Annotated in this window: 24 protein-coding genes; 14 read left to right on the top strand and 10 right to left on the bottom strand. The window is 65.6% G+C overall.

The genetic code is table 11. From position 1 onward, the window contains the following. Positions 1-26 precede the first annotated feature (26 nt). The gene (locus ABV408_RS09565; protein WP_353982157.1) at positions 27-1070 is read left to right on the top strand and encodes a folate-binding protein; all 1044 of its coding nucleotides are present in this window, start codon (positions 27-29) and stop codon (positions 1068-1070) included. Between the two features lie 261 nt (positions 1071-1331). Here ABV408_RS09565 and ABV408_RS09560 read toward each other — a convergent pair whose 3' ends face one another. The 3 genes from ABV408_RS09560 to ABV408_RS09550 all read right to left on the bottom strand — a co-directional run bounded on the left by ABV408_RS09560 (position 1332) and on the right by ABV408_RS09550 (position 4365). Then, entirely contained in the window at positions 1332-2090 is a 759-nt protein-coding gene (locus ABV408_RS09560) for a TatD family hydrolase (RefSeq protein ID WP_353982156.1), read from the bottom strand. A gap of 2 nt (positions 2091-2092) precedes the next feature. After that, entirely contained in the window at positions 2093-2575 is a 483-nt protein-coding gene (gene mscL / locus ABV408_RS09555; RefSeq protein WP_353982155.1) for a large-conductance mechanosensitive channel protein MscL, read from the bottom strand. Positions 2576-2775: 200 nt separating this feature from the next. Further along, a complete protein-coding gene (locus ABV408_RS09550) occupies positions 2776-4365 on the bottom strand; it encodes a peptide chain release factor 3 (RefSeq protein WP_353982154.1) in 1590 nt (529 codons plus the stop codon). Positions 4366-4625: 260 nt separating this feature from the next. On the opposite strand from ABV408_RS09550, the gene ABV408_RS09545 reads away from it, so the two are divergent. The 4 genes from ABV408_RS09545 (at position 4626) to ABV408_RS09530 (ending at position 7948) form a co-directional block, all read left to right on the top strand. Continuing rightward, complete coding sequence (locus ABV408_RS09545) at positions 4626-5897, top strand: ATP-binding protein (protein WP_353982153.1); 1272 nt, start codon at positions 4626-4628, stop codon at positions 5895-5897. Positions 5898-6000: 103 nt separating this feature from the next. Then, the gene (locus ABV408_RS09540) at positions 6001-6537 is read left to right on the top strand and encodes a response regulator transcription factor (RefSeq protein ID WP_353982152.1); all 537 of its coding nucleotides are present in this window, start codon (positions 6001-6003) and stop codon (positions 6535-6537) included. Between the two features lie 80 nt (positions 6538-6617). Further along, positions 6618-7412, top strand: coding sequence for an inositol monophosphatase family protein (locus tag ABV408_RS09535; protein WP_405049942.1), 795 nt, complete (start codon positions 6618-6620; stop codon positions 7410-7412). A 266-nt stretch (positions 7413-7678) separates the two neighbouring features. Then, on the top strand, positions 7679-7948 hold the full coding sequence (locus ABV408_RS09530) for a GrxA family glutaredoxin (RefSeq protein WP_106420240.1): 270 nt from the start codon (positions 7679-7681) through the stop codon (positions 7946-7948). 116 nt (positions 7949-8064) lie between these two features. Here ABV408_RS09530 and ABV408_RS09525 read toward each other — a convergent pair whose 3' ends face one another. Further along, positions 8065-9375 (bottom strand): MFS transporter, encoded by a 1311-nt coding sequence (locus ABV408_RS09525; RefSeq protein ID WP_353982150.1) that lies wholly within the window; start codon positions 9373-9375, stop codon positions 8065-8067. A 379-nt stretch (positions 9376-9754) separates the two neighbouring features. Between ABV408_RS09525 and ABV408_RS09520 the strand changes: the two genes are divergently transcribed. The 5 genes from ABV408_RS09520 to ABV408_RS09500 all read left to right on the top strand — a co-directional run bounded on the left by ABV408_RS09520 (position 9755) and on the right by ABV408_RS09500 (position 13911). Beyond that, positions 9755-10630: an acyltransferase gene (locus ABV408_RS09520; RefSeq protein ID WP_353982149.1), complete on the top strand. Its 876-nt coding sequence runs from the start codon at positions 9755-9757 to the stop codon at positions 10628-10630. Continuing rightward, positions 10570-11460, top strand: coding sequence for a M23 family metallopeptidase (locus tag ABV408_RS09515; protein WP_353982148.1), 891 nt, complete (start codon positions 10570-10572; stop codon positions 11458-11460). The genes ABV408_RS09520 and ABV408_RS09515 overlap by 61 nt, the downstream gene beginning before the upstream one ends. Positions 11461-11598: 138 nt before the next feature. Then, positions 11599-12756, top strand: coding sequence for a glycosyltransferase family 1 protein (locus ABV408_RS09510; RefSeq protein WP_353982147.1), 1158 nt, complete (start codon positions 11599-11601; stop codon positions 12754-12756). Further along, positions 12725-13285: a phosphatase PAP2 family protein gene (locus ABV408_RS09505; RefSeq protein ID WP_353982146.1), complete on the top strand. Its 561-nt coding sequence runs from the start codon at positions 12725-12727 to the stop codon at positions 13283-13285. The genes ABV408_RS09510 and ABV408_RS09505 overlap by 32 nt, the downstream gene beginning before the upstream one ends. Then, complete coding sequence (locus ABV408_RS09500; protein ID WP_353982145.1) at positions 13282-13911, top strand: alpha-ketoglutarate-dependent dioxygenase AlkB; 630 nt, start codon at positions 13282-13284, stop codon at positions 13909-13911. Before ABV408_RS09505 ends, ABV408_RS09500 begins: the two co-directional genes overlap by 4 nt. Before the next feature lie 202 nt (positions 13912-14113). On the opposite strand, the gene gcvT is transcribed toward ABV408_RS09500, so the two are convergent. Next, a complete protein-coding gene (gene gcvT, locus ABV408_RS09495) occupies positions 14114-15223 on the bottom strand; it encodes a glycine cleavage system aminomethyltransferase GcvT (RefSeq protein ID WP_353982144.1) in 1110 nt (369 codons plus the stop codon). A 77-nt stretch (positions 15224-15300) separates the two neighbouring features. Beyond that, entirely contained in the window at positions 15301-16689 is a 1389-nt protein-coding gene (locus tag ABV408_RS09490; RefSeq protein ID WP_353982143.1) for a sodium:alanine symporter family protein, read from the bottom strand. A gap of 578 nt (positions 16690-17267) precedes the next feature. Here ABV408_RS09490 and gcvH point away from each other — a divergent pair. Then, entirely contained in the window at positions 17268-17672 is a 405-nt protein-coding gene (gcvH, locus tag ABV408_RS09485; RefSeq protein WP_285952446.1) for a glycine cleavage system protein GcvH, read from the top strand. Positions 17673-17745: 73 nt separating this feature from the next. Further along, positions 17746-20649 carry an aminomethyl-transferring glycine dehydrogenase gene (gene gcvP, locus ABV408_RS09480; protein ID WP_353982142.1) on the top strand — a complete coding sequence of 968 codons (2904 nt, stop codon included), beginning with the start codon at positions 17746-17748 and terminating at the stop codon, positions 20647-20649. Positions 20650-20835: 186 nt separating this feature from the next. Here gcvP and ABV408_RS09475 read toward each other — a convergent pair whose 3' ends face one another. Then, the gene (locus ABV408_RS09475; RefSeq protein ID WP_353982141.1) at positions 20836-21756 is read right to left on the bottom strand and encodes a LysR family transcriptional regulator; all 921 of its coding nucleotides are present in this window, start codon (positions 21754-21756) and stop codon (positions 20836-20838) included. A gap of 216 nt (positions 21757-21972) precedes the next feature. Here ABV408_RS09475 and ABV408_RS09470 point away from each other — a divergent pair, with 216 nt between their 5' ends. Together ABV408_RS09470 and ppnN are read left to right on the top strand one after the other, a co-directional pair. Next, positions 21973-22260 (top strand): YfcL family protein, encoded by a 288-nt coding sequence (locus tag ABV408_RS09470; RefSeq protein WP_207035435.1) that lies wholly within the window; start codon positions 21973-21975, stop codon positions 22258-22260. Positions 22261-22309: 49 nt separating this feature from the next. Further along, the gene (gene ppnN, locus ABV408_RS09465; RefSeq protein WP_353982140.1) at positions 22310-23683 is read left to right on the top strand and encodes a nucleotide 5'-monophosphate nucleosidase PpnN; all 1374 of its coding nucleotides are present in this window, start codon (positions 22310-22312) and stop codon (positions 23681-23683) included. A 112-nt stretch (positions 23684-23795) separates the two neighbouring features. On the opposite strand, the gene ABV408_RS09460 is transcribed toward ppnN, so the two are convergent. The 3 genes from ABV408_RS09460 to ihfA form a co-directional block, all read right to left on the bottom strand. Further along, positions 23796-24182: a hypothetical protein gene (locus ABV408_RS09460; RefSeq protein WP_353982139.1), complete on the bottom strand. Its 387-nt coding sequence runs from the start codon at positions 24180-24182 to the stop codon at positions 23796-23798. Continuing rightward, positions 24179-24640, bottom strand: coding sequence for a flavodoxin domain-containing protein (locus tag ABV408_RS09455; protein ID WP_353982138.1), 462 nt, complete (start codon positions 24638-24640; stop codon positions 24179-24181). The genes ABV408_RS09460 and ABV408_RS09455 overlap by 4 nt, the downstream gene beginning before the upstream one ends. A 212-nt stretch (positions 24641-24852) precedes the next feature. Further along, complete coding sequence (gene ihfA / locus ABV408_RS09450; protein WP_353982137.1) at positions 24853-25161, bottom strand: integration host factor subunit alpha; 309 nt, start codon at positions 25159-25161, stop codon at positions 24853-24855. Positions 25162-25179 lie beyond the last annotated feature (18 nt).

Genomic DNA, 25179 nt, shown 5'->3' with positions numbered 1-25179 from the left:
CTCACCATCACCACCGGAGTGACCCGATGCACGACTGGACGGCGCATCTCGAAGCCCAGGGCGGCCAGCCACGCGACGCGCTGCATTGGCAGTTCCCCGACGACGCACATCAAGCGGATGACGCTTCGGCGCTGGTGCCGCTGACCCATCTGGCGGTGCTCGAGTGTCGCGGCGCCGATGCAGCGCGCTTTCTGCAGGGGCAGACCAGCGCCAACGTCGAGCATGCCAATGGCACCCTGGCGCCGTTGACGGTGTTCTGCACCCCCAAGGGCCGTGTGCTGGCCAATGCCGAGCTGCTGAAGGTGGCACCCGAGCACTACTGGCTGGTGCTGCACGCCTCGTTGGTCGCGCCGCTCAAGCAGCAGCTCGACAAGTACGCCCCTTTCTACAAGATGACCCTGGCCGCCCGCGACGATCTCGTGTTGCTGGGCGTGGTCGGCGACACGTCAATTGCCGCCACCTGGCCCTCCACCGCCTGGCACATGGCACATGACAACGCCAGCGTGGTGGTGCGCCATCCCGGGCCCCAGCCGCGCTGGTTAGTGGCGCTGCCCGCGGATCAGGCCGAGACACAATGGGCGGCGCTGACCGCCGAGCTGGCGCTGAACGGTACCGACCTCTGGCTGCGCGCCGATATCGCCGCCGGCCTGGCCTGGCTAACCCAAGCGCACAGCGACAGCTATCTGCCGCAGATGATCAACTGGGAGGCGCTGGGCGGCATCAGTTTCCGCAAGGGCTGCTATACCGGGCAGGAGGTGGTGGCCCGCGCGCACTTCCGCGGCCAGGTGAAGCGCCGTCTGGGAGTGGCACGGCTTGCTGGCGACACGCCGCCGGTACTCGGCAGCGAGATTCGCGATGCCCAGGAGAAGCGTGTCGGCGAGGTGTGCCAGGCAGAGACCGACCCGAGTGGCACTGGCTGCCAACTGCTGATCGTGATCAGTACCGCGGTGGCAGACGACGAGCCGCTCCAGGTCGAGGGCCGCGAGCTGACACGCGCGCCGCTGCCCTACCCCCTCGAACGCCTCGACCCGGAGACCCTGGCCGCCGCCAGCGAGCCCGCCCAGGCGTGACAGCGGCCAACGCCGCGGATCATGATCTCGTGGGCTCGGCGACGCGGACTCAGAGGGCGTTTACAAATTCGGCGAGCGAAGGCAAGACAAGGCAAAATCGGTCGAAAAAGGACCGGGCTGGCGCTCCAGTTTACACGGAGTAAATGAGTATTTGACTCGCTCCGCTCGCCCTTCGGGCCGTCCTTCGGACGTTCTGAACTTCGTTCAGTGAGCCGATTTTAACGCCGTATTGCCGAGCGCAGGCATTTTGTAAACACCCTCTCAGCAGGCGAACAGGCGGCAAGTATTGGCATAGGCCTGGGCGGCGACCTCGGCCTCGGGTCGGCGACGCAGCGCGGCGACCCGGGTCAACACCTCGGTGAGATTGGCCGGCTCGTTGCGCTGCCCCTGACGCCCGGCCGGCGGCATGTCGGGGCTGTCGGTCTCGAGCACGAAGGCATCGTCGGGTAACCCGGCAATGACCCGCTGCAGCCGTTGGGCGCGGGCGTGAGTGGCGGCGCCACCCAGGCCCAGATGGTAGCCGAGATCGACGAAACGACTGGCCTGCTGCGCGCTGCCGGCAAAGGCATGGATCAGCCCCCCCGCGGGCAGCGTCAGCTGCCGCAGCCGCTTGGCCACTTGGTCGTTGGCGTGCACGCAGTGGATTACCAGCGGTAGCCGATGCTGCTTGGCCAGCTGCAACTGGGCTTCGAACAGCTGCCACTGGCGTGGCAGCGTCTCTTCGAAGCGGGCATCGATACCACACTCGCCGATGGCAACCCCCTCGCTGCGCTGCACCAGCGCCTCTTCCAGCGCGTCGAGATCCTCGTCGCGGTGGTCATCGATGAAATAGGGGTGCAACCCCAGCCCCACGACCACATCGTCGCGTGCCGCCAGCGCGTTCACCGCCGGCCAGCGTGCGCGGGTGGTGCCCGGCACCATGAAACGCCTGACGCCGGCCGCGTGGGCCCTGGCGAAAACGGCTTCGCGGTCGGCGTCGAAAGCGGCGAAATCGAGATGACAGTGGGCGTCGAACAGCATCGTCAGGGCGTGGCGCGCTCCTCGCTGGGCAGGTCAGCGGTGCAGTGGCCGCAGCGAGTCGCCTTGATCGGGATGGTCATGAAGCAGTAAGGGCACGCCTTGTCGGTGGGTGCCTTGGGGGCCACCGCCTCCTCGCGCTTGAGGCGGTTGATGGTGCGTACCAGCAGAAAGACCGCAAAGGCGACGATGACGAAGCTGATCACGGCGTTGAGGAACAGCCCGTAATCCAGGGTCACCGCACCTGCCTGCTGCGCCGCCGCCAGCGATGGATAGGGCCCGGGCGTGGCGCCCTCCTTGAGCACGGCAAAGAAGTTGGAGAAATCCACGCCGCCGATCAGCAATCCCAGCAGCGGATTCATGATGTTCTTGACCAGGCTCTGCACGATCAGCGTGAAGGCACCACCAATGATGATACCCACGGCCATGTCGACGACATTGCCCTTGACCGCGAACTCGCGGAACTCCTTGAGAAATTTGGAAGCCATCGACGTTCCCTTTGACTGAGTCGATTACGCCCTACGAGGCGCACCCGCCGGCAGAGTGCGCCCTTCCCTTGTTGCGTGTCCCACGCCGACAGCATGGCCCAGGCGCCGGCGGGCGACAAGCGAGCGGCCGCGCCCCCTGACGGATCAGCGATGCTGACGCCTGGCGCTGCCAGCGGCTCGCGCCATCCGTTCTCGCGCTATCAGTGCTCGCGCGTGGCGCGGAAAGTGATATCCGGCCAGCGCTCCTGGGTCATCTGCAGATTGACCCGGGTCGGCGCCAGATAGGTGAGATAGTTGCCGCCGTCGTAGGCCAGATTGAGACTCGCCTTGCGCTTGAACTCGTCGAGTTTGCGGGCATCGTCGCAGTAGATCCAGCGCGCGGTATGGACGTTGACCGGCTCATAGAGACAGTCGACCTTGTACTCCTCCTTGAGCCGATGGGCGACCACGTCGAACTGCAGCGTACCCACCGCCCCGACGATCAGGTCGTTGTTGTCCAGCGGCAGAAAGACCTGGGTCGCGCCCTCCTCGGAGAGCTGCTGCAGCCCCTTCTGCAATGCCTTCATCTTGAGCGGATCACGCAGCCGCACGCGGCGGAACAGCTCGGGGGCGAAGTGCGGGATGCCGAGAAAGCGCATGTCCTCACCGGCGGTGAAGGTATCGCCGATCTGGATCGTGCCATGGTTGTGCAGACCGATGATGTCGCCAGGCCAGGCCTCCTCGACGTGGGCACGATCGGAGGCCATGAAGGTCAGGGCGTCGGCGATCTTGACCTCCTTGCCAATGCGCACGTGGCGCATCTTCATGTTGCGTTCGTACTTGCCCGAACAGATGCGCAGGAAGGCGACCCGATCGCGGTGCTTGGGATCCATGTTGGCCTGGATCTTGAACACGAAGCCGGAGAAGCGGCCATCGTCGGAGACCACTTCGCGGGCGTCGGTCTCGCGCGGCTGCGGCGCCGGGGCGAACTCGACGAAGCCGTTGAGCATCTCGCGTACACCGAAGTTGCCCATGGCGGTCCCGAAGTAGACCGGCGTCAGCTCGCCGCGGCGATAGGCCTCGAGATCGAATTCGTGCGAAGCACCGCGCACCAGCTCCACCTCCATGCGTAGCTCCTCGGCCACGTTCGCGCCCAGCACACGATCCACCTCTTCGCTGTCGAGGCCCTCGATGCGCTTGTCCTCGGGAATCCGGTTGCCCTGGCCCTGGGTGTAGAGGTGAACCACATCGTCATAGAGGTGGTAGACCCCCTTGAACGCCCGGCCCATGCCGATCGGCCAGGTCATGGGTGCGCACTGGATATTGAGCACCGTCTCGACCTCGTCCATCACCTCGACCGGATCGCGAGTCTCGCGGTCCATCTTGTTGACGAAGGTCAGGATCGGCGTGGTGCGCAGGCGGCACACCTCCATCAGTTTGATCGTGCGATCCTCGACGCCCTTGGCACCGTCGATCACCATCAGCGCCGAGTCCACCGCCGTCAGGGTGCGGTAGGTATCCTCGGAGAAGTCCTCGTGTCCCGGGGTATCGAGCAGGTTGACCACCCGCCCGTTGTAGGGAAACTGCATCACCGAGGTGGTCACCGAGATGCCGCGCTCCTGCTCCATCTTCATCCAGTCGGAGGTGGCGTGACGCTCGGCGCGCTTGCTCTTGACCGAGCCCGCCAGCTGGATCGCGTTGCCGAACAGCAGCATCTTCTCGGTGATGGTGGTCTTGCCCGCGTCGGGGTGGCTGATGATGGCGAAGGTGCGCCGCAGTACCGCTTCCTGGGCTATCTGAATGTCTGACATGAAGAGTTCGCTGACCGAAACAGGGCACGTCGGCCAGTGGACCGCGCGTGCGAGAGTGTAGAAAGGGTATAGAGAGGTTCAGAATGGGCGCGATTGTACGCGCTGGCGGCGGCGAGTTGTAGCAGCTAAGGGACAGCGAATCCGACGCGCCCTGCCGACACCGGCGCTGCGCGCTCACGCCAGCTCGCCGGCTGCGTTACCATAGGCGGGTATTCGACCACCGGCGCGGCGACATCGCCGATCGCGATTGCGGAGAGATCATGTTGCAGGCGCTACCCCTTTCGACCCCGAATCGCAATCTGGTGCGCCTGACGATCGTGCGCGGCATCACCTGGACCGGGTTCCTGGCGGCGATCATCTTCGGCATCGAAGTGCTCAAGTTCCAGCTGCATGTGTTGCCGATCATCAGCGTGATCGTCGCCATGGGGCTGTGCAACGTGGCCACCTGGTGGCGTCTGGGACGCCCGCTGGCAGTGACCGACACCGAGTATCTGCTGCACTGGCTGCTGGATATCGCCGGCCTGAGCCTGCTGTTCTACTACACCGGCGGCTCGACCAATCCCTTCATCACCTATCTGCTGGTACCGCTGGCGATCGCCGCTTCCACCCTGCCCTGGTCCTACGCCTGGATCATCGCCTTCGCCGCCACCGCCAGCTACACCTTCATGATGCTGTTCTACGAGCCGGTCCCGCAGCTCGCCAGCGCCGAGCTGGTCTCGGGCATCCAGCTGCACACGGTAGGCATGTGGCTCAACTTCATCCTCTCCGGTGGGCTGCTCAGCTTCTTCATCTTCAAGATGGCCCACGCGCTACGCCGCCGTGACCTGACCCTCTCGCGGACCCGCGAGGCGGCGCTGCGCAACGAGCAGATTCTCGCCGTGGCGACCCAAGCCGCCGGCACCGCACACGAGCTGGGCACGCCGCTGTCGACCATGGCGGTGCTGCTCAACGAAATGCGCCACGACGCCGCCGACCAGCCGCAGCTGCTCGAAGACATCGAGCTGCTGCGCCGCCAGGTCGACACCTGCAAGCAGCGCCTGCAGACCCTGGTCGCCAATGCCGACCGCCGCCGTCTGGAGAAGCCGGAGACACTGCGTGCCATTCCGTGGATGGAGTCGCTGATCCAGCGCTGGCTGGTGCTGCGCCCGGACGTGACCCATCAACTGGAGATCGTCGGCCGCCGCGGCCAGCCGTGGATCGCGGTCGACACCACCCTGGAGCAGGCGCTGATCAACCTGCTCAACAACGCCGCCGACGCCAGCCCGGAAGCGGTCGTGACCAGCCTCGACTGGAACGTCGAGGAGCTGATCATCGATATCCGCGACCACGGCCCCGGCGTGCCGATGTCGATCGCCGACCAGCTCGGCGACACCTTCGTCTCGACCAAGAGCAAGGGCATGGGCATCGGCCTGTTTCTGAGCCACGCCACCATCAACCGCTTCGGGGGCGGCGTGAGTCTCTACAATCACGAGGAGGGCGGCACCCTGACCGAGGTCAAACTGCCGCGGGTCACCGCCGGCGAGCTGCCCTGAGCGCGCGTCGCCCCCCCCTCAGGGTGCCCGCTATGGCGACGCCGCTCCGTGCTTCAACGCGCAATAGCATCAACTGCAAGGAAAGGATCGAGGACGGATAGCCATGAATGATCAGGAACGTCTGCTGATCGTCGACGACGACGATCAGTTCTGCTTCGTGATGGAGCGCGCCATGCGTCGGCGCGGCTATGAGGTGAGCGTCGCCCATACCCAGGCCGAGGCGCTCGAGGCCGCGCGCCTGGCGCCGCCGGACCTGGCCACCCTGGATCTCAAGCTGGAGTCGGACTCCGGGCTCAAGCTGCTGCCCGAGCTGCTGGCGGTGGCCCCCGAGTGCCGGGTCATCGTGCTCACCGGCTACTCGAGCATCGCTACCGCGGTCGAGGCGATCAAACTCGGCGCGGTCAACTATCTGTGCAAGCCGGCCGACGCCGACGAGATCCTGCATGCCCTGGATCGCGACAGCGGTGACGTCGACGTCGAAATCGCCGACAACCCGCCCTCGGTCAACCGCGTGACCTGGGAGCACATCCAGAAGGTACTGCAGGAGCACGACGGCAATATCTCGGCCACCGCACGTGCGCTCGGCATGCACCGGCGCACCCTGCAGCGCAAGCTGCAGAAACGTCCGGTGCGCCACTGAGCGCCGCGCAGATCTCCGCCTTCATTCGCTTTCGACCCCCGCAGGAGTTTCACTTGGATCACACCCAGCGTCTCGAACAGATGATTCGCATCGCCCATCAGGCCGGCGAGCGCATTCAGGATGCCCGCCGCGCTCAGGACTACGCGCACCGCTACAAGGGCGGCGACGAACTGGTTACCGACGTCGACGTCGCGGTCGACCAGTTGATCGCCGATGAGCTGGAGGCCAACTTTCCCGGAGAAGCACGTCTGACCGAAGAGCTATCCCCCGACCGCAGCCAGCTCGAACGCGAAGGACCGCTGTGGGTCGTCGATCCGATCGACGGTACGGTCAACTTCGCTTACGACCATGTCCATGTGGCGGTCTCCATCGCCTGGGCGGTGGATGGCGAACTCGAGCTGGGCGTGGTCCACGCCCCCTTCATGGGCGAGACCTTCAGCGCGGTGCGCGGCCAGGGCGCCTGGTGCAACGGTCAGGCGATCCGCTGCAGCCAGGCCGACAGTCTGGCGCGCAGCCTGGTCGCCACCGGCTTCCCCTATGGCCGCGACAAGCGTGAGCCGCTGGTGCGCCGTCTCAGCCATGTTCTTGGTGCCTGCCGCGATATCCGCCGCAACGGCTCCGCCGCACTCGACCTGTGCCATGTCGCCTGCGCCCGCCTGGATGCCTACTACGAGAGCGTCTCGCCCTGGGATTTCGCCGCCGGGCTGCTGATCGCCCGTGAGGCGGGTGCGCGCACCGGGCACCTCTATGCCTGCCCGGACAACCTGCCGGCCGATCTCTATGGCGAGAACCTGCTGGTGAGCGCCCCGGATATCCACCGCGACCTGGGTGAGCTGCTGCGGCATGCCGACGAAGGTGGCCGACTCCGGCACTGAGCGGCGCTCCGGGGAGCGGCGTCTCCCCGGGTCCGAGGCACTGCACGGATATGGCACCGCACCGCTGTCGCGCCAAACTGATGTCACGCCAAAGCAGGTATAGTCCCGCACTAGATATAGTCCCGCACAATGGGCCGAGTAGGCTGGCGCTATTGGCGGCCTGGGGTTTAATACGAAAGAATAAGCCCCAATCGACTATTCAGAATCTGACTGTTCAGATTCACATCCCGGATTCACGTCCTCCCCTCTTCACAGGAGACCGCTCGATGTTGACCGTCATTTTTGGCCGTCCCGGCTGCCCCTTCTGCGTGCGTGCCAAGGAGCTCTCCGAGCAGCTCAAGCAGGCACGTGACGACTTCGATTTCCGCTATATCGACATCCACGCCGAAGGCATCACCAAGGCGGACATGGAGAAGACCATCGGCAAGCCGGTGGAGACCGTGCCGCAGATCTTCGTCGACCAGACCCATATCGGCGGCTTCACCGAGTTCGATCAGTACGTCCGCGATCATGCCCTGATGCCGGAAAACGCCTGAGTCAGACGTCCTCGGCAGGCCCGCCTTCAGCGCCGGCTCCGAACGACGACCCGGATACGACGACGCCCGCGACCTCATCGGTCGCGGGCGTCGTCGTGTCAGACCGATAGGGCGACTCAGGCCGCCTCTCTGTCTGGTCCGGCGTCCCAGTCGTGGCCGTCGAGATCGAGCTCGTACTGGATCGGCGCATGACGGGGATCGAGCTCGTTGATGTAGTGGGTCGACTCCACCAGCGGCACCAGCGGGGTGTAGGGCTCCTGCTCTTGCGGCGTCTTGACCGGCTCACGCCGCCACAGGCGATAGAGAATGAACAGCGCCAGTGACAGGGCCGCAGCGCCGAGGAAGTACCACAGCCCATCGGGCCCCGCGATATCCATCAGCAGCGAGGCGCTGAACGGGCCGATCACAGAGCCCACGCCGTAGCACATCAGGATCTTGCCATTGGCCTGGATCGTCTCCTCCGGCTCCAGCCAGTCGTGGGTGTGGGCCAGGCTCAACGAATAGAGCGTGTGCAGCATGGCGGTGTGGAAACTGGCCACGAACACCAGCAGCCAGAAGCTGGAGCGCGCGGCGAAGGTGATCAGCACCCCGGAGATCGTCATCACGATCGCCATACACAGGATCACCTTGCGCCGATCGAAGCGGTCCGAGACCCGGCCCAGGGTCCACTGGGCCACCAGTGCCACCAGCGTGGTGATCGACATGAACTGGGCGGTCTGGCCGGTGCTCAGGCCGATCTCCTGGCCATAGAAAGGCGTCATGGCGAAAAACGCTTGAACCATCAGCCCGGCGACGAAGGCCCCTGTCAGCCCCACCGGGGCGCGTTTGAACAGCTGGGCCAGCGAGATCTTCGCTGCCACGCTGTGCTGACCGCGCAGCGGACCATGTATACGGTGGATCGAGAGCGGCACCAGCGACAGGGCGAACAGGATGCCGGCGACCGAGAACAGCACGAAGGTGCCGGGGTCAGCGGCATTGAGCATCCACTGCCCGCCAGCCAGCGACAGGGTCGAGATCACCAGATACCAGCCGAGCACGCGGCCCCGATTCTCGTTGGTCGACTCTCCCGAGACCCACGACTCCATCACCATCAGCAGGCCGGCGGTCGCTGCGCCACCGAACAGCCGCCACACCAGCCATGCCCAGGGGTTGACCCACAGGCCGTGGAGAATCGCGGTCGCCGCGAGCAGCGCCGCGCAGGCGGCGAAGACACGGATATGACCGACGCTGCGGATGCGCTTCTCGAGCCAGTAGCTTCCGGCGACGAAGCCCAGCGAGAAGCAGGACATCAACAGCCCCGCCATCTGCGACGGGAACGACTCGAGCGACATCCGCACGCCGAGCAGCGTCATGATTAGACCATGGCCGAGCAGGAAACTGATCTCGCACAGAAACAGGATGGGCAGCGTCGCAGGCAGTGAGCGCAAGAAGTCCTCCGATAGATGACCACACGGCGCGATGGCGGCACCCGACCATCGCGGGCCGCATCCCGCCACGCGCGGTGGAGCAGAAGTCAAAGGAGCGGCATTCTAACAACTTGCCGGCCCTATTCCGACTCACGCAGGCCCCGGAGGCAGCGTGCCACGAATTATTCACATCTTCTGTGGATAACGCTGTGCATTTCCGGTGTCCGGGTACGACGCTCGCCGAGCATCTCGGCATCGCACTCGGATTGATCAGATTTTCGGCACTCGCCCACCCCGACAGGATGACGATTTTGACCCTTGACCCGCGCACTGTCATGGTCATCTGTGCAGTTCGACGACATTCCAGTAACATTGCCCCAAGTCTTTGATGGAGCATGGCATGTCGACCCTCAAGGGGCTCGTCAGCGTACTACTGTTGATCGCCAACACCCTGTTCTGGGGCACCCCGCTGATCGCGCTCACCGCGGTCAAGCTGGTCACGCCCACGCGTCGGGCGCGCCTGCGCGTGCTCGGCGGGCTGCACTGGCTTGCCCTGGCCTGGATTCGCACCAACAACGTCTGGATCCGCCTCTGGTTGCGCCCGCGCATTCACCACGAGCTGCCGCAGGGCCTCTCGCCGGCACAGTGGTGGCTGGTGATCGCCAACCACCGTAGTTGGACCGATATCATCGTCATGCTCTACGTGCTCACCGGCCGCTTGCCGATGCCCAAGTTCTTCCTCAAGCGCGAGCTGATCCTGGTGCCCATCGTCGGCCTCGCCTGGTGGGCGCTGGAGTTCCCGTTCATGCGCCGCTACAGCCGCGAGCGCCTGGCGCGCAACCCCAGACTCGCCGAGCGCGACCGTCAGGCGACCCAGCGCATGTGCGATCACGCCCGCGAGATGCCGATGACGATCTACAACTTCGTCGAGGGCACCCGCTTCACCACGGCCAAGCGCCAGGCCCAGTCGAGCCCGTTCGAGCATCTGCTGCGCCCCAAGGCCGGCGGCGTGGCCCAGGTGATCGGCCTGCTCGGTGAGCGCCTCGACGGCATTCTCGACGCCACCTTGCACTACCGGCGGCAGCAGCCCGACTTCTGGGACTTCCTGTGCGGCCGCGAGGGTCAGATCGCACTGGTGGTCAGACGTCTCGACCGGCCGGACTGGATGCTCGAGGGCCGTTACGACGACGCCCAATACAAGGAACGTTTTTATTCATGGCTCAACACCCTGTGGCAGGAAAAAGACGCGGCGCTCTCCTCCTACTCCTGGCCCTGATCCTGCTGCTCGGCGGCTGCGCCACCGGTGGGGGTGGCAACGGTCGCGCCGGCCCCGGCTGGATCACGGTCCAGCGCGGCGACACCCTGGGCAAGATCGCCAGTCAGGCGGACATTCCGCTGCTGCGTCTGCAGCGCTTCAACCCCGGCGTCGATGCACGTCGTCTGGCGGTGGGCCAGCGCCTGATGCTGCCCTCGCGCCAGGAGCGCGCCCCCGGTGGCGGCCCCTACCGCTATCAGGTACGCCGTGGTGATACCCTCTACGGCATCGCACGCTACTTCGGCGCCGACCCGCAGCGAGTCCAGACCGCCAACCCGGGACTCGACCCGAGCAATCTCGCCGTGGGCCAGCTGATTCAGGTGCCTCTGGGCAGCGCCGGCAGTCGCAGCAGCGGCGCGCATAGCAGCGCCCCAGCCGCGCGCCGCAGCCTGCCCGACCCAGGCCCACTGCCGCGCACGGCGCACGGTTGGGCATGGCCGCTGTCCAACTACCGCATCGCACGCGCCTTCGGCCGCGATGCCAACGGCACCTTGCAACCGATGCTGCTCTCCACCAACGGCCCCGCACAGGCCAAGGCGACCAACGCCGGCAAGGTGCGCTTCGCCAGCGGCATGCGTCAGCTCGGTCAGGTGGTGATCCTGCACCACGCCGACAACATGCAGAGCGTCTACGCCTTCTGCAGCAAGCTGCTGGTGAGCGAGGGCCAGAGCGTGAAGCGCGGCGACCCCGTGTGCGACATCGCCCACGACGCCAACGCCAACAACTATCATCTGCTGTTCGATCTACGTCATGGCGGCAAGCCCATCGATCCCGCGCGCGTGCTACGCTGATCGATAATTGGGGGTTGTCATGGAACCGTCATCGCTTTGACGCATTGACGTCACTCGCGATACGCAGGATCTAGGAAGGGTCAACACGGTCGTATGCGCCGCCAACGCGGTCATGCGCCGTGCAAGGGAGTGATCGTGATGCGGATAGCCCTGGTCAGCGAAACCTGGTCTCCGGAAGTCAACGGCGTGGCGCACACGCTGCGCCACCTGGCCAACCACCTCGTCGCCAAGGGCGTCACCCTGCAGGTGATCCGCCCGCAGCCGGTCGGCGGCGAGCGTGACCAGCTGGCCGAGCGCGACGTCCATGTCAGGGGCATGTCGCTGCCGATCTATGCTGACGTGCACATCGGCTTGCCGTGCCGACGGCGGCTGTTGAAACTGTGGCGCCAGGAGCGCCCCGATGCGCTCTACATCGCCACCGAGGGGCCGCTCGGCTGGTCGGCGCTCAACGCTGCCCGCGATCTGCAGATTCCCGTGGTCAGCGGCTTCCACACCAATTTCGACCAGTATGCCAGCAACTACCATCTGGGCTGGAGCATCCCCATCGCGCGGCGCGGCCTGCGCTACTTCCACAATCGCTGTGAAGCGACCCTGGTACCCACCCAGGCCCAGCGCCAGCATCTCGAACGTCAGGGCTACCAACGCGTCTCGGTGCTCGCCCGCGGCGTCGACGCCCAGCGCTATACCCCCGACAAGCGCAGCGCCGAGCTGCGTCGCCAGTGGGGCGTCGGCCCGCACCAGCCGGTGGCGCTGTATGTCGGCCGTCTCGCCTCGGAAAAGAACATTGAACTGCTCGCCGACAGCATGGCAGCAATGCAACGCAGCAACCCCGCCCTGACCCAGGTCCTGGTGGGCGATGGCCCGGCACGCAAGACACTGGCGCGACGGCTGCCGGAGGCGATCTTCACCGGCTTCCAGACCGGCGAGGCACTGGCAGCACATTACGCCAGCGCTGACCTGTTCGTGTTTCCCTCGCTCTCCGAGACCTTCGGCAACGTGGTGCCCGAGGCCATGGCCAGCGGTCTGGCCGTGGTCGCCTTCGAGCACGCCGCCGCCCAGGAACTGATCACCGATGGCGTCGACGGGCGCCTGATCGCCGCCGACGATCGTCACGGCTTCATTCAAGCCGCCAGCGAACTGAGTGGCCAGCCTGCACTCTACGCCCAGCTCGGCCGTCAGGCACGGCAACGCGCCGCCGCCCTGAGCTGGAGCAACATCGGTGATCGCTTCCTCGCTCACATGATCCAGGTTCAGAGGCCACAGCATGCTGCCGCGCACTACACGTCTCACGTTTGAACGTCTCGATCGCTTCGAGAGCCGCCTCAGTCATCGCTTCGCCGAGCTCTCACGCCACTCGCCGACGCTGTGGCTGTTCCGGCTGGTCAGCCGTCTGGGCGACTGGCCTGCGTGGGTGCTGCTGTGCCTGTGCCAGCCGCTGTGGCATGGTGCCCGCGGCTGGCTGATCGCCATCTACTGGGGACTGACCACCGCGGTCGCCGCCCTGCTCTATCGACTGCTCAAGACCCGCCTGTGCCGCGAGCGCCCCTACATCACCTTCTCGACCATTCGCTGCAGCATGCCGCCGGTGGACCGCTACAGCTTTCCCAGCGGACACACCCTGCATGCGGTGATGTTCACCCTGCTCACCGCCACCACCACGCCCAGCCTGCTGCCGGTGGTCTTTCCCCTGGCCTGCCTGATCGCCGCCTCACGGGTGATACTGGGGCTGCACTACCTGAGCGATGTGCTGATCGGCGGGCTGATCGGCGCCGGACTCGCCTGGTCCAGCCAGGCGTTGGCAGCGTTGATCTTGCCCTCGCTTTGAACACCCGCAGCCTATCGCACGAGGCCTGGCAGTGGCTTGAGAGCGGGCCGCTGCTGGCCCGGCTGGATACTTTTATCGCTCCCGCTGAGGCCAGTGCGCTGCTCGAGACCCTGCTTCACGAGGTCGCGTGGGAGAGCCCCGCCATCCGCGTCTACGGGCGCGACCATGTCATCCCCCGCGCCCAGTGCTGGATGGGTGACCCCGAAGCCGGCTACCGCTACTCCGGCAGCCAGCTGGTGCCGACACCCTGGCACCCGGCGGTGGCCGAGCTGGCCTCTCGGGTGCAGCAAGCCCTGGCCCACGCCGAGCTGCCGACCACCGAATTCAACAGCGTGCTGCTCAATCGCTATCAGGACGGTCAGCAGCGCATGGGCTGGCACAGCGACGACGAGCCGGAGCTGGGCCCGGACCCGATCGTCGCCGCGGTCTCGCTCGGCGCCGAGCGCCCGCTACGCTTCCGCGAGCGTCGCCGGGGCCCGGGGCGGCGGGCGTTCAACGTCTGGTTGCCCCATGGCAGTCTGCTGTTGATGGGCCCCGGCGCCCAGTCCCGCTGGCAGCATGCCCTGGCCCCACGGGCGATCCCCGGCCCCCGCATCAGCCTCACCTTCCGCCGCGTCCACGGCTGAGCCGATTCCACACGCACCACCTCTGACCGCGATGACGATCTCGTCAGCTTGTCGACGGCGCCCCCTGATACCCTGCCTGCCCGATTCTGAATAACAAAAAAAGCCTCCCGTATGGGAGGCTTCGGAACGTTAACTGTGACAAAACAAGATAACGGTATAAATAGGGCAAAGCGACATCGTGGTTCAGCCTTACCGCCAGCGCTCAGCGCCGATAGTTGGCCTCGACGAACGGCATCCGGCTGACGCGCATCGGCAAGCGCTTGCCGCGCACATCGGCATACAGCGTGGTATCTAGCTGCGCCGCCTCGACCTTGACGTAAGCCATGGCCACCGGCACTCCGACACTGGGGCCGAAGCTGCCGGAGGTGACCTCGCCAACGGCATTGTCATCGGCGTCGTAGAGCGCGCAACCCTCGCGCACCGGGGCCCGCCCCTCGCCGACCAGCCCGACCCGCTTGCGCCGATGATCCTTGGCCTGCATCTGGTGCAGGATGATATCCGCGCCGGGGAAGCCCGCTTCGCGCTCGCCGCCCACCCGGCGCGCCTTGCCCACCGCCCAGGCGAGGCTCGCCTCCACCGGCGTGGTGGTGGTATCGATATCGTGGCCGTAGAGGCACAGCCCTGCCTCCAGGCGCAGCGAGTCGCGTGCGCCCAGACCGATCGGCGCCACCTCCGTCTGGGCCAGGAACCAGCGCGCCAGCTTTTCGGCGGCCCCGGCGGCGACCGAGATCTCGAAGCCATCTTCGCCGGTATAGCCGCTGCGGCTGATCCACAGGCTGTCGCCGTCGACCTCGAACCGCCCATGCTGCATGAAGCTGAGCTCGCACGCCGCGGGGCACAGCCGCGCCATCACTTGGCTGGCCTGCGGGCCCTGCAGCGCCAGCAGCGCACGGTCGAGCACCTCCACCTCGTGCTCGGCATCCAGCCCGACCCGCATCAGCGCAACGTCCTCGTCCTTGCAGGCGGCGTTGACCACCACGTAGAGCGCATCGCCCTGGTTGACGATCATCAGATCGTCGAGGATGCCGCCCTCGCTGTTGGTGAACAGCGCATAGCGCTGCCCCCCTTCGGGGATACCCACCACGTCCGCACACACCAGGGTCTCCATCGCCTGGGCCGGCGCCGGGCCGGTCACCCGCACCTGGCCCATGTGGGAGACATCGAACAGGCCGCAGGCTTGACGGGTGTGCTCGTGCTCCTTCTTGACCCCGAGGGGGAACTGAACCGGCATGCTGTAGCCGGCGAAGGGCACCATCTTGCCACCCAGCTCTTGATGCAGGGCGTGAAGCGGCGTCTGTTTGAGGTCGGACATGGTGGATTCTCCAGATCGGATCGAGGGGGAAACCGCGCCGAGGGGCCGCTGCACGAAACAGCAGCCCGCCCGCAGCGTCAGTCGCGGTGGCGTTCGAGCTCCTCGCCCGGCAGCACCGTCTTGCCGGCGAAGTGATCGCGGGTCAGCTTGAACACCACCGGTGACAGCAGTGCCAGCGCGATCAGGTTGGGGATCGCCATCATGGCGTTGAAGGTGTCCGCCACCAGCCAGATGAAGTCGAGCTTGGCCATCGCGCCCACCGGCACCGCGAGCACGAAGACGATACGGTAGAGCATGATCGGCTTGTCACCGAACAGATACTGGAAGCACTTCTCGCCATAGAACGACCAGCCGAGGATGGTGGTGAAAGCGAAGACCGCCAGGGCGATGGCGACCACGTGCTGGCCGATACCCGGCAACGCGCTGTCGAAGGAGAGCGAGGTCAAGCCGGCACCGCTTTCACCATCCAGCCAGTGGGTCGAGGTGAGAATCACCAGCGCGGTCATGGTGCACACCACCAGGGTGTCGATGAAGGTACCGAGCATCGCGATCAGCCCCTGGCGCACCGGATTGCGGGTCTGAGCCGCAGCGTGGGCGATCGGCGCACTGCCCAGGCCCGCCTCGTTGGAGAAAATCCCGCGGGCCACACCGAAGCGAATCGCTGCAGCCACGGCAGCACCGGCGAAACCACCGGTGGCGGCGATCGGATTGAAGGCGTGGTTGAAGATCAAGGCAAAGGCGCTGCCGATCTGGTCGACGTTGATGGCCAGAATGATCAGCCCCGAGACCACGTAAGCCACCGCCATCAGCGGCACCAGCTTGCCCGCGACCTGGGAGATACGCTTGATCCCCCCGAGGATCACAGCACCCGCCAGCAGCATTATGATCACCCCGGTCAGCCACGCCGGCACGCCGAAGGAGGTGGTCAACGCATCCGCCACCGAGTTGGCCTGCACCGTATTGCCGATACCGAATGCAGCCACCGCACCGAAGAAGGCGAACAGCCCGCCGAGCCAGGCCCAGCGCCGGCCGAGACCGTTACGGATGTAGTACATCGGCCCGCCGACATGGTTACCCTCGGAGTCGGTCTCGCGATAGCGCACCGCCAGCACCGCCTCGGAGAACTTGGTCGCCATGCCGACCAGCGCGGTGAGCCACATCCAGAACACCGCTCCGGGGCCGCCGAGCGCGATCGCCGTCGCCACGCCGGCGATATTGCCCGTACCGATGGTTGCCGAAAGTGCGGTCATCAGCGCGTTGAACGGCGAGATCTCGCCATCGTTGCGATCGTCGTCGGCACTCCGACGCCCCTGCCACAGCAGACTGAAGCCGAGGCCGAGCTTGCGGATCGGCAGCAGCTTGAGGCCCAGCTGGAGGTAGATACCCACTCCGAACAGCAGTATCAGCATCAGCGGGCCCCACACGACCCCGTTGATGGATCCGAAGATATTGGTCAAAAGTTCCACGGCAACCCCCTGTTGAGATTGTTATTGCCCAGCGCCCCGACGGCGAGCCGTGGGGCGACGTCCTAGAATTTGCACGAAAAGCCGGCCGGCGCAGGCAGTTTCGTACAGACCCTAGACGCTTGTGTCGAAAAAAACCCTGCAACGATAGAGGATTATGCTGCGCTTTCACAATCAGCCCAATGGCGGATCGGCAGCGACGACACGGAGGATGTCGCTAACCTTATGCGAAAAGGTCTGGCGCGAAAAGCGTTCGTGTTTCCGATAAGAAACACGCACCCCAATCAGGAACGCCACTTTCGATCGCCAACCGCGCAGGACCCGACTCACACGGCCCACCATCGGCCTCTCTAGTCTCACGTACGCTGCAGACTCAGCCGGCGCGAGCCGCCAGTGACGAGGCCGTGAGCTCATGCAAGCGGTTGCCACTGGACGTCGGCGCCTTCTCGCCCCAACCTAGGAGCGTGGCGGCGGCGATCGCGGCCATGGCAGTCGCGAGCCTATGCCAATTGACGAGACATTGATGCATAATGCTCCCCAGAGTCTCTTGTGCCGAAACACGTTTCTTATAGGAAACCCTCATGAGCGATATCCCCAACAACCTGCTCTATACCGATAGCCACGAATGGGTGCTGGACAACGGCGACGGCAGCGTCACTGTCGGCATCACCGACCATGCCCAGGAAGCGCTGGGCGACGTCGTCTTCGTCGAACTGCCCGAGCCGGGCAAGAGCCTCGACGCTGGTGACGAATTCGGTGTCATCGAGTCGGTGAAGGCAGCCTCCGATCTCTATGCACCGCTGGCCGGCGAGATTCTCGAGGTCAACGAAACGCTCGAGGACGCCCCCGAGACCGTCAACGACTCGCCCTACAGCGATGGCTGGATTCTCAAGCTCAAGCTGGCCGATCAGGGTGAGCTGGAGTCACTGCTCTCCGCCGAAGCCTATGCGGACCTGGTCGCCGCCGAGGCAGATCAGGACGACTGACCCACTCGCCCCAGTCGCGGCCACCCGCTCCGCCGGGTGGCCTCTCTCCCACCGCCGATCCGCTGGACGCACCATGCCTACCGATACCCGCACCCTGGCCGAGCTGGCCAACCACGACGATTTCCTCAAGCGCCACAACGGCCCGAGCGGTGAAGACGTCACCGCGATGCTCAAAACGCTCGGCATGACCTCGCTGCCGACGCTGATCGAGCAGACCGTGCCCCAGGGCATCCGCCTGAACCGGGAACTGGCGCTGGATGGCCCCAAGGGTGAGGCGGAGGCGCTCGACTATCTCAAGGGCCTGGCGCGTCAGAATCGGGTATTCAAGAGCTACATCGGCCAAGGCTACTACCCCACTCATCTGCCGCCGGTGATTCAGCGCAACGTGCTCGAGAACCCGGGCTGGTACACCGCCTACACGCCGTACCAGCCGGAAATCGCCCAGGGGCGTCTCGAGGGTCTGCTCAACTTCCAGCAGATGGTGATGGATCTGACCGGCATGGCGATCGCCAACGCCTCATTGCTCGACGAGGCGACTGCCGCCGCCGAGGCGATGGCGCTGTGCCGGCGCGCCAACAAGAAGAACAAGAGCGAGCGCTTCTTCGTCGCCGACGACGTGCTGCCGCAGACCCTCGACGTGCTGCGTACGCGAGCGGCTTATCTCGGCTTCGAGCTGGTCATTGCCCCGCGCGCGCGCCTGGCCGACGAGGAGGTGTTCGGGGCCCTGCTGCAGTACCCCGGGGTCGATGGTGAAGTCCCCGCGGATCTCGAAGCGCTGATCGCGGCCGCCGGCGAGCGCCAGATCATGACCTGCGTCGCCGCCGATCTGATGAGCCTGGTGCTGCTCAAGCCGCCGGGCGAGATGGGCGCCGACATCGTGCTCGGCAACTCCCAGCGCTTCGGCGTGCCGATGGGCTACGGCGGCCCGCACGCGGCCTACTTCGCCGCCAGCGACGCGCTCAAGCGCTCGCTGCCGGGTCGGGTGATCGGCGTCTCCAGGGACAGCCGCGGCCGCCCGGCGCTGCGCATGGCGATGCAGACCCGCGAACAGCATATCCGGCGCGAGAAGGCGACCTCCAATATCTGTACCGCCCAGGCGCTGCTGGCCAACATCGCCGGCTTCTACGCCACCTATCACGGCGCCGAAGGGCTGCGCACCATCGCCACCCGCATCCACCGCCTCACCTCGCTGCTGGCGACAGGCCTGGCCCAGCACGGTGTCGCGTTCAAGCACGACAGCTGGTTCGACACCCTGACCCTGTGCGGGGTCGACAGCCACCGCATCCAGGGGCGCGCGCTGACCCGCGAGCTCAACCTGCGCTATCCCGGCGACGGCGAAGTCGGCGTGAGCCTCAACGAGACCACCACCGCAGCCGATCTGGCCGAGCTGTTCGACGTGCTGCTGGGCGACGAGCACGGCCTCTCGGTGAGCGAGCTCGATCGCCAGGCCCAGCGCGAGGCGATCACCGGCATTCCCGCGGCGCTTACACGCCACAGTGACTTCCTGACCCACCCCAACTTCCAGCGCTTCCGCAGCGAGACGGAGATGCTGCGCTATCTCAAACGCCTGGAAAACCGCGATCTGTCGCTGACCCATGCGATGATCCCGCTGGGCTCGTGCACCATGAAGCTCAACGCCACCAGCGAGATGATCCCGATCACCTGGCCCGAGTTCGCCAATATCCACCCCTTCGCGCCCGCCGAGCAGGTCGCGGGCTACCGCCAGATGATTACCGAACTGAGCGACTTCCTGGTCGAGATCACCGGTTACGATGCCATTTCGATGCAGCCGAACTCGGGGGCCCAGGGCGAGTACGCGGGCCTGGTGGCGATTCGCCGCTATCAGCAGGCCAACGGCGAGGGACATCGCGATATCTGCCTGATCCCCAGCTCGGCCCACGGCACCAACCCGGCCTCGGCGGCGATGGCGCAGATGCAGGTGGTGGTGGTGGAGTGTGACCGCGACGGCAACATCGACCTGAGCGACCTGCAGGCCAAGGCGGTGAAGTACAGTGAGCGGCTGTCGGCGATCATGCTCACCTACCCTTCCACCCACGGCGTGTTCGAGGAGAGCGTCCGCGACGCCTGTCAGATCGTCCATGAGCATGGCGGCCAGGTCTATATCGATGGCGCCAACATGAACGCCCAGGTCGGCCTCTGCCGCCCCGGCGACTACGGCGGCGACGTCTCGCACCTCAATCTGCACAAGACGTTCTGCATCCCCCATGGCGGCGGTGGTCCGGGCATGGGCCCGATCGGGGTCAAGGCGCACCTGGCACATCATCTGCCCAATCACGTGGTGACCCCACAGGAAGGGATCGATCCGGCTGCCGGCGCGGTCTCCGCGGCGGCCTTCGGCAGCGCCTCGATCCTGCCGATCTCGTGGGCCTACATCAAGATGATGGGTGCGCGCGGGCTGCGCGAGGCGACCGAGCTGGCGATACTCAACGCCAACTACATCGCCAAGCGACTCGAACGGCACTACCCCGTGCTCTATCGCGGCGCCAACGGCACCGTGGCCCATGAGTGCATTCTCGACATCCGCCCGCTCAAGGCGACGTCGGGGATCGGCGAGGAGGATATCGCCAAGCGCTTGATGGATTACGGTTTCCACGCCCCGACCATGTCCTTCCCGGTCGCCGGTACGCTGATGGTCGAGCCGACCGAGTCCGAGTCGCGCTACGAGATCGACCGTTTCTGCGACGCCATGATCGCGATTCGTGAGGAGATCACCCAGGTCGAGAACGGCACCTGGCCCAAGGACGACAATCCGCTGGTGATGGCCCCCCACACCATGGCCGACCTGGCCGCCGAACACTGGGAGCGCGCTTACTCCCGCGAACTCGGCGCCTTCCCCTCGCAGGCCTCGCGGGAAGCCAAGTACTGGCCGGCAGTCAACCGGGTCGACAACGTATTCGGCGACCGTAACCTGATCTGCAGCTGCCCGCCGATGGACGCCTACCGCGACGCCGTCTGAGGCACGCGCAAAAGACCCATGCGCCCAAAAAGCAGCGGCCGCTCATCGAGCGGCCGCTGCTGTTTTTGGGGAACACATCGACCCGGTGGCGGGCCATGTATGTCTCAGGCCGATTGGCGTCTCTGAGCACTCGCCATGCTATCCAGTCATACTATCCAGACATTGCGTCCCGACGTCCCGACTCGATTAGGCACCCTCCAGAGACGGCAGCTCGCTGTAGCCGTAGAGCGAGTTGAGGCGCTGCTGACGGAAGGTCTCGAGCAGCTGCCGGTAGCGCTTGGGCAGCTCGACGTCGCTCCGGGTGACCAGATAGAGGGTGTCGTAGACCGGCTGCGCCAGTGGTAGCTCGCGCACCTGGCGCTGCCATGGCGAGGTCTCCAGTACCGGTCGCGAGACCACGGTGAACCCCAGCCCACGGGCGACCGCATCCAGTACCTGCCCCACTTCGTTGGTGAATCCCTGACGCGGAAAGTGCGTCATGCTGCGGAACTCGCCGCCGAAGTTGTTGCGCAGCACCAGGCTGGCGTTGGTATTGCCGTCGGTGTAATTGACGAAGCCCAGCGCCTGCAGCTCGGCGAAGGTGGTGCCGGCGAAATCCGCCGGCACCACCAGGCACAACGGCTCCTGGTGCCACGCCTCGAAGTGCAGATCCGGCTGCTTGCCCACCTCGGTGACGATGCCCACGTCGTAGCGCCCGGCCAGCACGTCGGCGGCGATCTCGTGATTGAAGGCGAAGCTGTAGTTGACCGTGAGCCCAGGGTGCATCTGCTGATAGCCGAGCAGAAACGGATAGAACATCAGCCCCACACTGCCCGGGGAAGCGATACGGCATTCGCCGCTATCGGGAGAGTCATCGTCCAGCGAGTGACGGAAATACTCGTGCTCGGCGAACAGCTTGACCGCATAGTCGTAGGCGCGGCGGCCGGCATCGGTCAGCGAGAACTTGCGCCCCTGGCGGTTGAGCAGCGAACGCCCGAGGTACTCCTCGAGCTTGCGCACATGCTGGCTGACCCCGGGCTGGGTCATGTCGAGCTTGCCCGCGGTCTGGGTGAAGCTGCCGGTCTCGACGAGCATCATGAAGGTACGAAAATACTGGGCGTTGAACATGGAAAAACGCGATTCACTCACGCAGGCAGGGTAGGAAGAGCCAAAGAACGCGAAAACGTCGCGTCACCGGGGCTGGATAACGTCTGATTGTCATCATAGCCGCTTACCCATCATAGCAATTTATGGCTCGAGACGCACCGCCGCCGGTGTCACTGCGCCGTGCCAACACCCGTGTTAGCATGCCTGAACCCATTTGTTCGGATAGTTCAGAATCCTATGTCAGATCCCTTCGCGCAACGCGCCCAGGCCGTCCAGCGCACCCTGCTCGAGATGGAAGAGAACGCCGCGGAGAACGACCTGTTCGCTCTCGGCTACATGATTCCGCAGATCGGTCTGGTCCAGGAGATGGCCGACTACGATCCTGCCGAGGTGGTGGCGGAGGATTTCGACGCCACCTACTGGCAGTGGCTCGAGAGCACCTTCGCCCAGGACGGCATGAGCGACGCCGATCGCGCGCAGATCGCCGCGCTATGGCAGCGCGCCGTCGACCGTACCCCCCAATAATCCCCATATCGCCCGCCGCGGCGGGCGCTCTCTGCGCAAGGAAATGGCCATGCCCGAGACGCTTTCCACCATCGTCTCCCCAGAAGGAAGCCTCGAAGTTCTCTCCCAGTCCGAAGTCAACCGCCTGCGCGATACCTCGAGCAGCGGTCTGCACGATCTGCTGCGGCGCTGCGCGCTGGCGATCCTCAACTGCGACACCCCTACCGACGACGGCCTGGCGGTGATGCAGGCGTATCACGATTTCGATATCGAGGTGCTGCAGCAGGACCGTGGCATCCGCCTGAAGCTCTCCAACGCCCCGGCCTGCGCCTTTGTCGACGGCCGCATGATCCGCGGCATCCGTGAGCAGCTCTCCTCGGTCCTGCGCGATATCGTCTACGTCTACAACGAGATTCAGAACAACCCGCGCTTCGACCTCGACACCAACGAGGGTGCCACCAACGCGGTGTTCCATATCCTGCGCAACGCCAGCACCCTGCGTACCGCTCACGAGCCGAGCATGGTGGTGTGCTGGGGCGGTCACTCGATCAGCCGCGAGGAGTACGACTACACCAAGGCGGTGGGCTACCATCTGGGGCTGCGTGAACTCGACATCTGCACCGGCTGTGGCCCGGGGGCCATGAAGGGCCCGATGAAGGGCGCCAACCTGGCCCACGCCAAGCAGCGCCGACGCGGCGGTCGCTACCTGGGGATCTCCGAACCCGGCATCATCGCCGCGGAGTCGCCCAATCCGATCGTCAACGAGCTGGTGATCATGCCGGACATCGAGAAACGCCTCGAGGCCTTCGTGCGCGTGGGTCACGGCATCGTGGTGTTCCCCGGCGGGGTCGGCACCGCCGAGGAGATTCTCTATCTGCTCGGCATCCTGATGCATCCGGACAACCGCGATATCCCCTTCCCGGTGATCCTGACCGGGCCGGCCAGCGCCAGCGACTATTTCCAGCGCATCGACGAGTTTCTCTGCTATACGCTGGGTGAGTCGGTGCGTCGCCACTACCGCATCATCGTCGACGACCCGACCAGCGTCGCCCGCGAGATGCGCCGCGGCATCGACGATGTCGCCGAATTTCGTCGCGCCCAGAACGACGCCTTCTACTTCAACTGGCGTCTCAATATCGAGCGCGGTTTCCAGCAGACGTTCGAGCCGACCCACCAGGCCATGGCAGGCCTGGCGCTGCATCGTGACCAGCCGCGCCACGAGCTGGCCGCCAACCTTCGCCGGGCGTTCTCCGGTATCGTCGCCGGCAACGTCAAAGAGCCGGGGGTGCGCGCGATCGCCGAGCACGGCCCCTTCCGCCTGCATGCCGAGCCCGAGCTGATGGAGCGCCTCGACGCCCTGCTCACCTCCTTCGTGGCCCAGGGACGCATGAAGCTGCCGGGTAGCGAATACGTGCCCTGCTACACGCTCGCCCCACCGCACTGAGCCAGCACCCGCGCGGCGCGGGCGGCAGGCCATGACGCCAACGGGCGACGGGGATCTCCCCGTCGCCCGTTGGCTTTGGTCTCTGCGTTGGCGCCTGCGCCCTTCCGTACTGCTACTCTCCGCGACGCCGCCATAGCCGCAGCACCACGTGCAGCACCAGCCCCAGCGCCATGCCCTGGGAGAGGGTCACCGCCCAGACCACGCCGGCACCGCTGAGCATATGCCAGCCGGCCACCACCACCAGTGCCACCACCAGGCAGATCAGCAGATGACGGATGGCCCGCGGGCAGCGGCCGCGCTCCGCCGTCGACATCAGCCGCCAGATCACCGCCAGCGCCACACTCACCGCCACCACGAAGGCGCCCAGCAGGGCCAGACGGGTCTGGTCACCGAGCAGCCAGTAGCGCGGCAGCGAGAGCAGCATCACCAGCCATAGTCCCAGCAGCGTGCTGAAACGGGTCGCGGTCAATGCCCGCGCCGAGGTGGTGGTGTCACTCATACGCCCAGCCCCTGCTCGGCGATCCACGTCTCGACCCACGGCAGCGCGGCGTCATCCGCCATGAAGGTCTCCATGGCATCGATCTCCAGGCGCTCACACAGACGCTGCGCGCCAAGGTCGGTGAGGATGTCGTCGAGCGCCCGACCGGAGCCGCAGAAGGTGTCGCCATAGGAGCTGTCGCCCAGCGCGATCAGACCGTAGCGCAACCCGTTCAGCGCCGGCGGCGTCTCCTTGAGGGCACGCGCGAAGGCCACGAAATCACCGGGGAAATCTCCACTGCCGGTGGTCGAGAGGCAGAACAGCGCCAGATCGGGACGGTCGTCGACCAGATCGGCCAGCGTCGGCTGCTCGATCACGGCGACCTCGTAGCCGGCCTGCTCGAACAGCGGCGAGATTTGCTCGGCGACATCGAGCGCGCCGCCGTAGACGGTTCCTACGTAGATCTTCAGTCTGGGCATATCAATTCGGTCTAGAGTGGGTGAAAAGCTCGCGCCCACGGCGGCCGCCCGCCGTGGGCGCGAGCTTAGAGTTTGTAAGCAACGTCGGCGAGCGCAGGCATTTTGCGCGCAAAGCCTAGCACAACCGCCCGGGGCGGCTCATCCGACGCCGTCTCAACGCAAGACCGCCCGCCGGGGCTGCCGGCAGGCGGTCTTGGAAGTCGGAGTCGCGCTCAGGGCTCCTGCAGCTCGCCGTCGAAGCTCTCGACCTTGGCCTTGAGCTTCTGCCCGGGTCGAAAGGTGACCACGCGCCGGGCGGAGATCGGTATCTCCTCGCCCGTCTTCGGGTTGCGTCCCGGCCGCTCGCGCTTGTCGCGCAGGTCGAAGTTGCCGAACCCCGACAGCTTCACCTGCTCGTTTTCGCGTAGGCAGCCACGAATCTCCTCGAAGAACGTCTCCACCATGTACTTGGCTTCTCGCTTGGAGAAGCCGAGCTCCGTATGCAGGTGCTCGGCGAGTTCAGCCTTGGTCAGCGCTCCCATCATCGCTCCTTCGCACAG

Origin of the sequence: Salinicola endophyticus (assembly GCF_040536835.1) — a bacterium.
GTDB lineage: Bacteria > Pseudomonadota > Gammaproteobacteria > Pseudomonadales > Halomonadaceae > Salinicola > Salinicola endophyticus_A.
Note: the sequence above shows the minus strand (reverse complement) of the source record. Positions and strands in the feature narration are given on the sequence as shown.

Excerpts from the sequence above, each read along its gene's own strand:
- ABV408_RS09550 (WP_353982154.1), bottom strand. The coding sequence starts at position 4,365 with ATGTCAGACATTCAGATAGCCCAGGAAGCGGTACTGCGGCGCACCTTC.
- ABV408_RS09535 (WP_405049942.1), top strand. The coding sequence starts at position 6,618 with ATGATTCGCATCGCCCATCAGGCCGGCGAGCGCATTCAGGATGCCCGC.
- ABV408_RS09505 (WP_353982146.1), top strand. The coding sequence starts at position 12,725 with ATGCTGCCGCGCACTACACGTCTCACGTTTGAACGTCTCGATCGCTTC.
- ABV408_RS09520 (WP_353982149.1), top strand. The coding sequence starts at position 9,755 with ATGTCGACCCTCAAGGGGCTCGTCAGCGTACTACTGTTGATCGCCAAC.
- ABV408_RS09565 (WP_353982157.1), top strand. The coding sequence starts at position 27 with ATGCACGACTGGACGGCGCATCTCGAAGCCCAGGGCGGCCAGCCACGC.
- ABV408_RS09515 (WP_353982148.1), top strand. The coding sequence starts at position 10,570 with ATGGCTCAACACCCTGTGGCAGGAAAAAGACGCGGCGCTCTCCTCCTA.
- ppnN (WP_353982140.1), top strand. The coding sequence starts at position 22,310 with ATGCCCGAGACGCTTTCCACCATCGTCTCCCCAGAAGGAAGCCTCGAA.
- ABV408_RS09540 (WP_353982152.1), top strand. The coding sequence starts at position 6,001 with ATGAATGATCAGGAACGTCTGCTGATCGTCGACGACGACGATCAGTTC.
- ABV408_RS09475 (WP_353982141.1), bottom strand. The coding sequence starts at position 21,756 with ATGTTCAACGCCCAGTATTTTCGTACCTTCATGATGCTCGTCGAGACC.
- ABV408_RS09530 (WP_106420240.1), top strand. The coding sequence starts at position 7,679 with ATGTTGACCGTCATTTTTGGCCGTCCCGGCTGCCCCTTCTGCGTGCGT.
- gcvT (WP_353982144.1), bottom strand. The coding sequence starts at position 15,223 with ATGTCCGACCTCAAACAGACGCCGCTTCACGCCCTGCATCAAGAGCTG.
- ABV408_RS09460 (WP_353982139.1), bottom strand. The coding sequence starts at position 24,182 with ATGAGTGACACCACCACCTCGGCGCGGGCATTGACCGCGACCCGTTTC.
- gcvP (WP_353982142.1), top strand. The coding sequence starts at position 17,746 with ATGCCTACCGATACCCGCACCCTGGCCGAGCTGGCCAACCACGACGAT.
- ABV408_RS09510 (WP_353982147.1), top strand. The coding sequence starts at position 11,599 with ATGCGGATAGCCCTGGTCAGCGAAACCTGGTCTCCGGAAGTCAACGGC.
- ABV408_RS09545 (WP_353982153.1), top strand. The coding sequence starts at position 4,626 with ATGTTGCAGGCGCTACCCCTTTCGACCCCGAATCGCAATCTGGTGCGC.
- ABV408_RS09470 (WP_207035435.1), top strand. The coding sequence starts at position 21,973 with ATGTCAGATCCCTTCGCGCAACGCGCCCAGGCCGTCCAGCGCACCCTG.
- ABV408_RS09560 (WP_353982156.1), bottom strand. The coding sequence starts at position 2,090 with ATGCTGTTCGACGCCCACTGTCATCTCGATTTCGCCGCTTTCGACGCC.
- ihfA (WP_353982137.1), bottom strand. The coding sequence starts at position 25,161 with ATGGGAGCGCTGACCAAGGCTGAACTCGCCGAGCACCTGCATACGGAG.
- mscL (WP_353982155.1), bottom strand. The coding sequence starts at position 2,575 with ATGGCTTCCAAATTTCTCAAGGAGTTCCGCGAGTTCGCGGTCAAGGGC.
- ABV408_RS09455 (WP_353982138.1), bottom strand. The coding sequence starts at position 24,640 with ATGCCCAGACTGAAGATCTACGTAGGAACCGTCTACGGCGGCGCGCTC.
- gcvH (WP_285952446.1), top strand. The coding sequence starts at position 17,268 with ATGAGCGATATCCCCAACAACCTGCTCTATACCGATAGCCACGAATGG.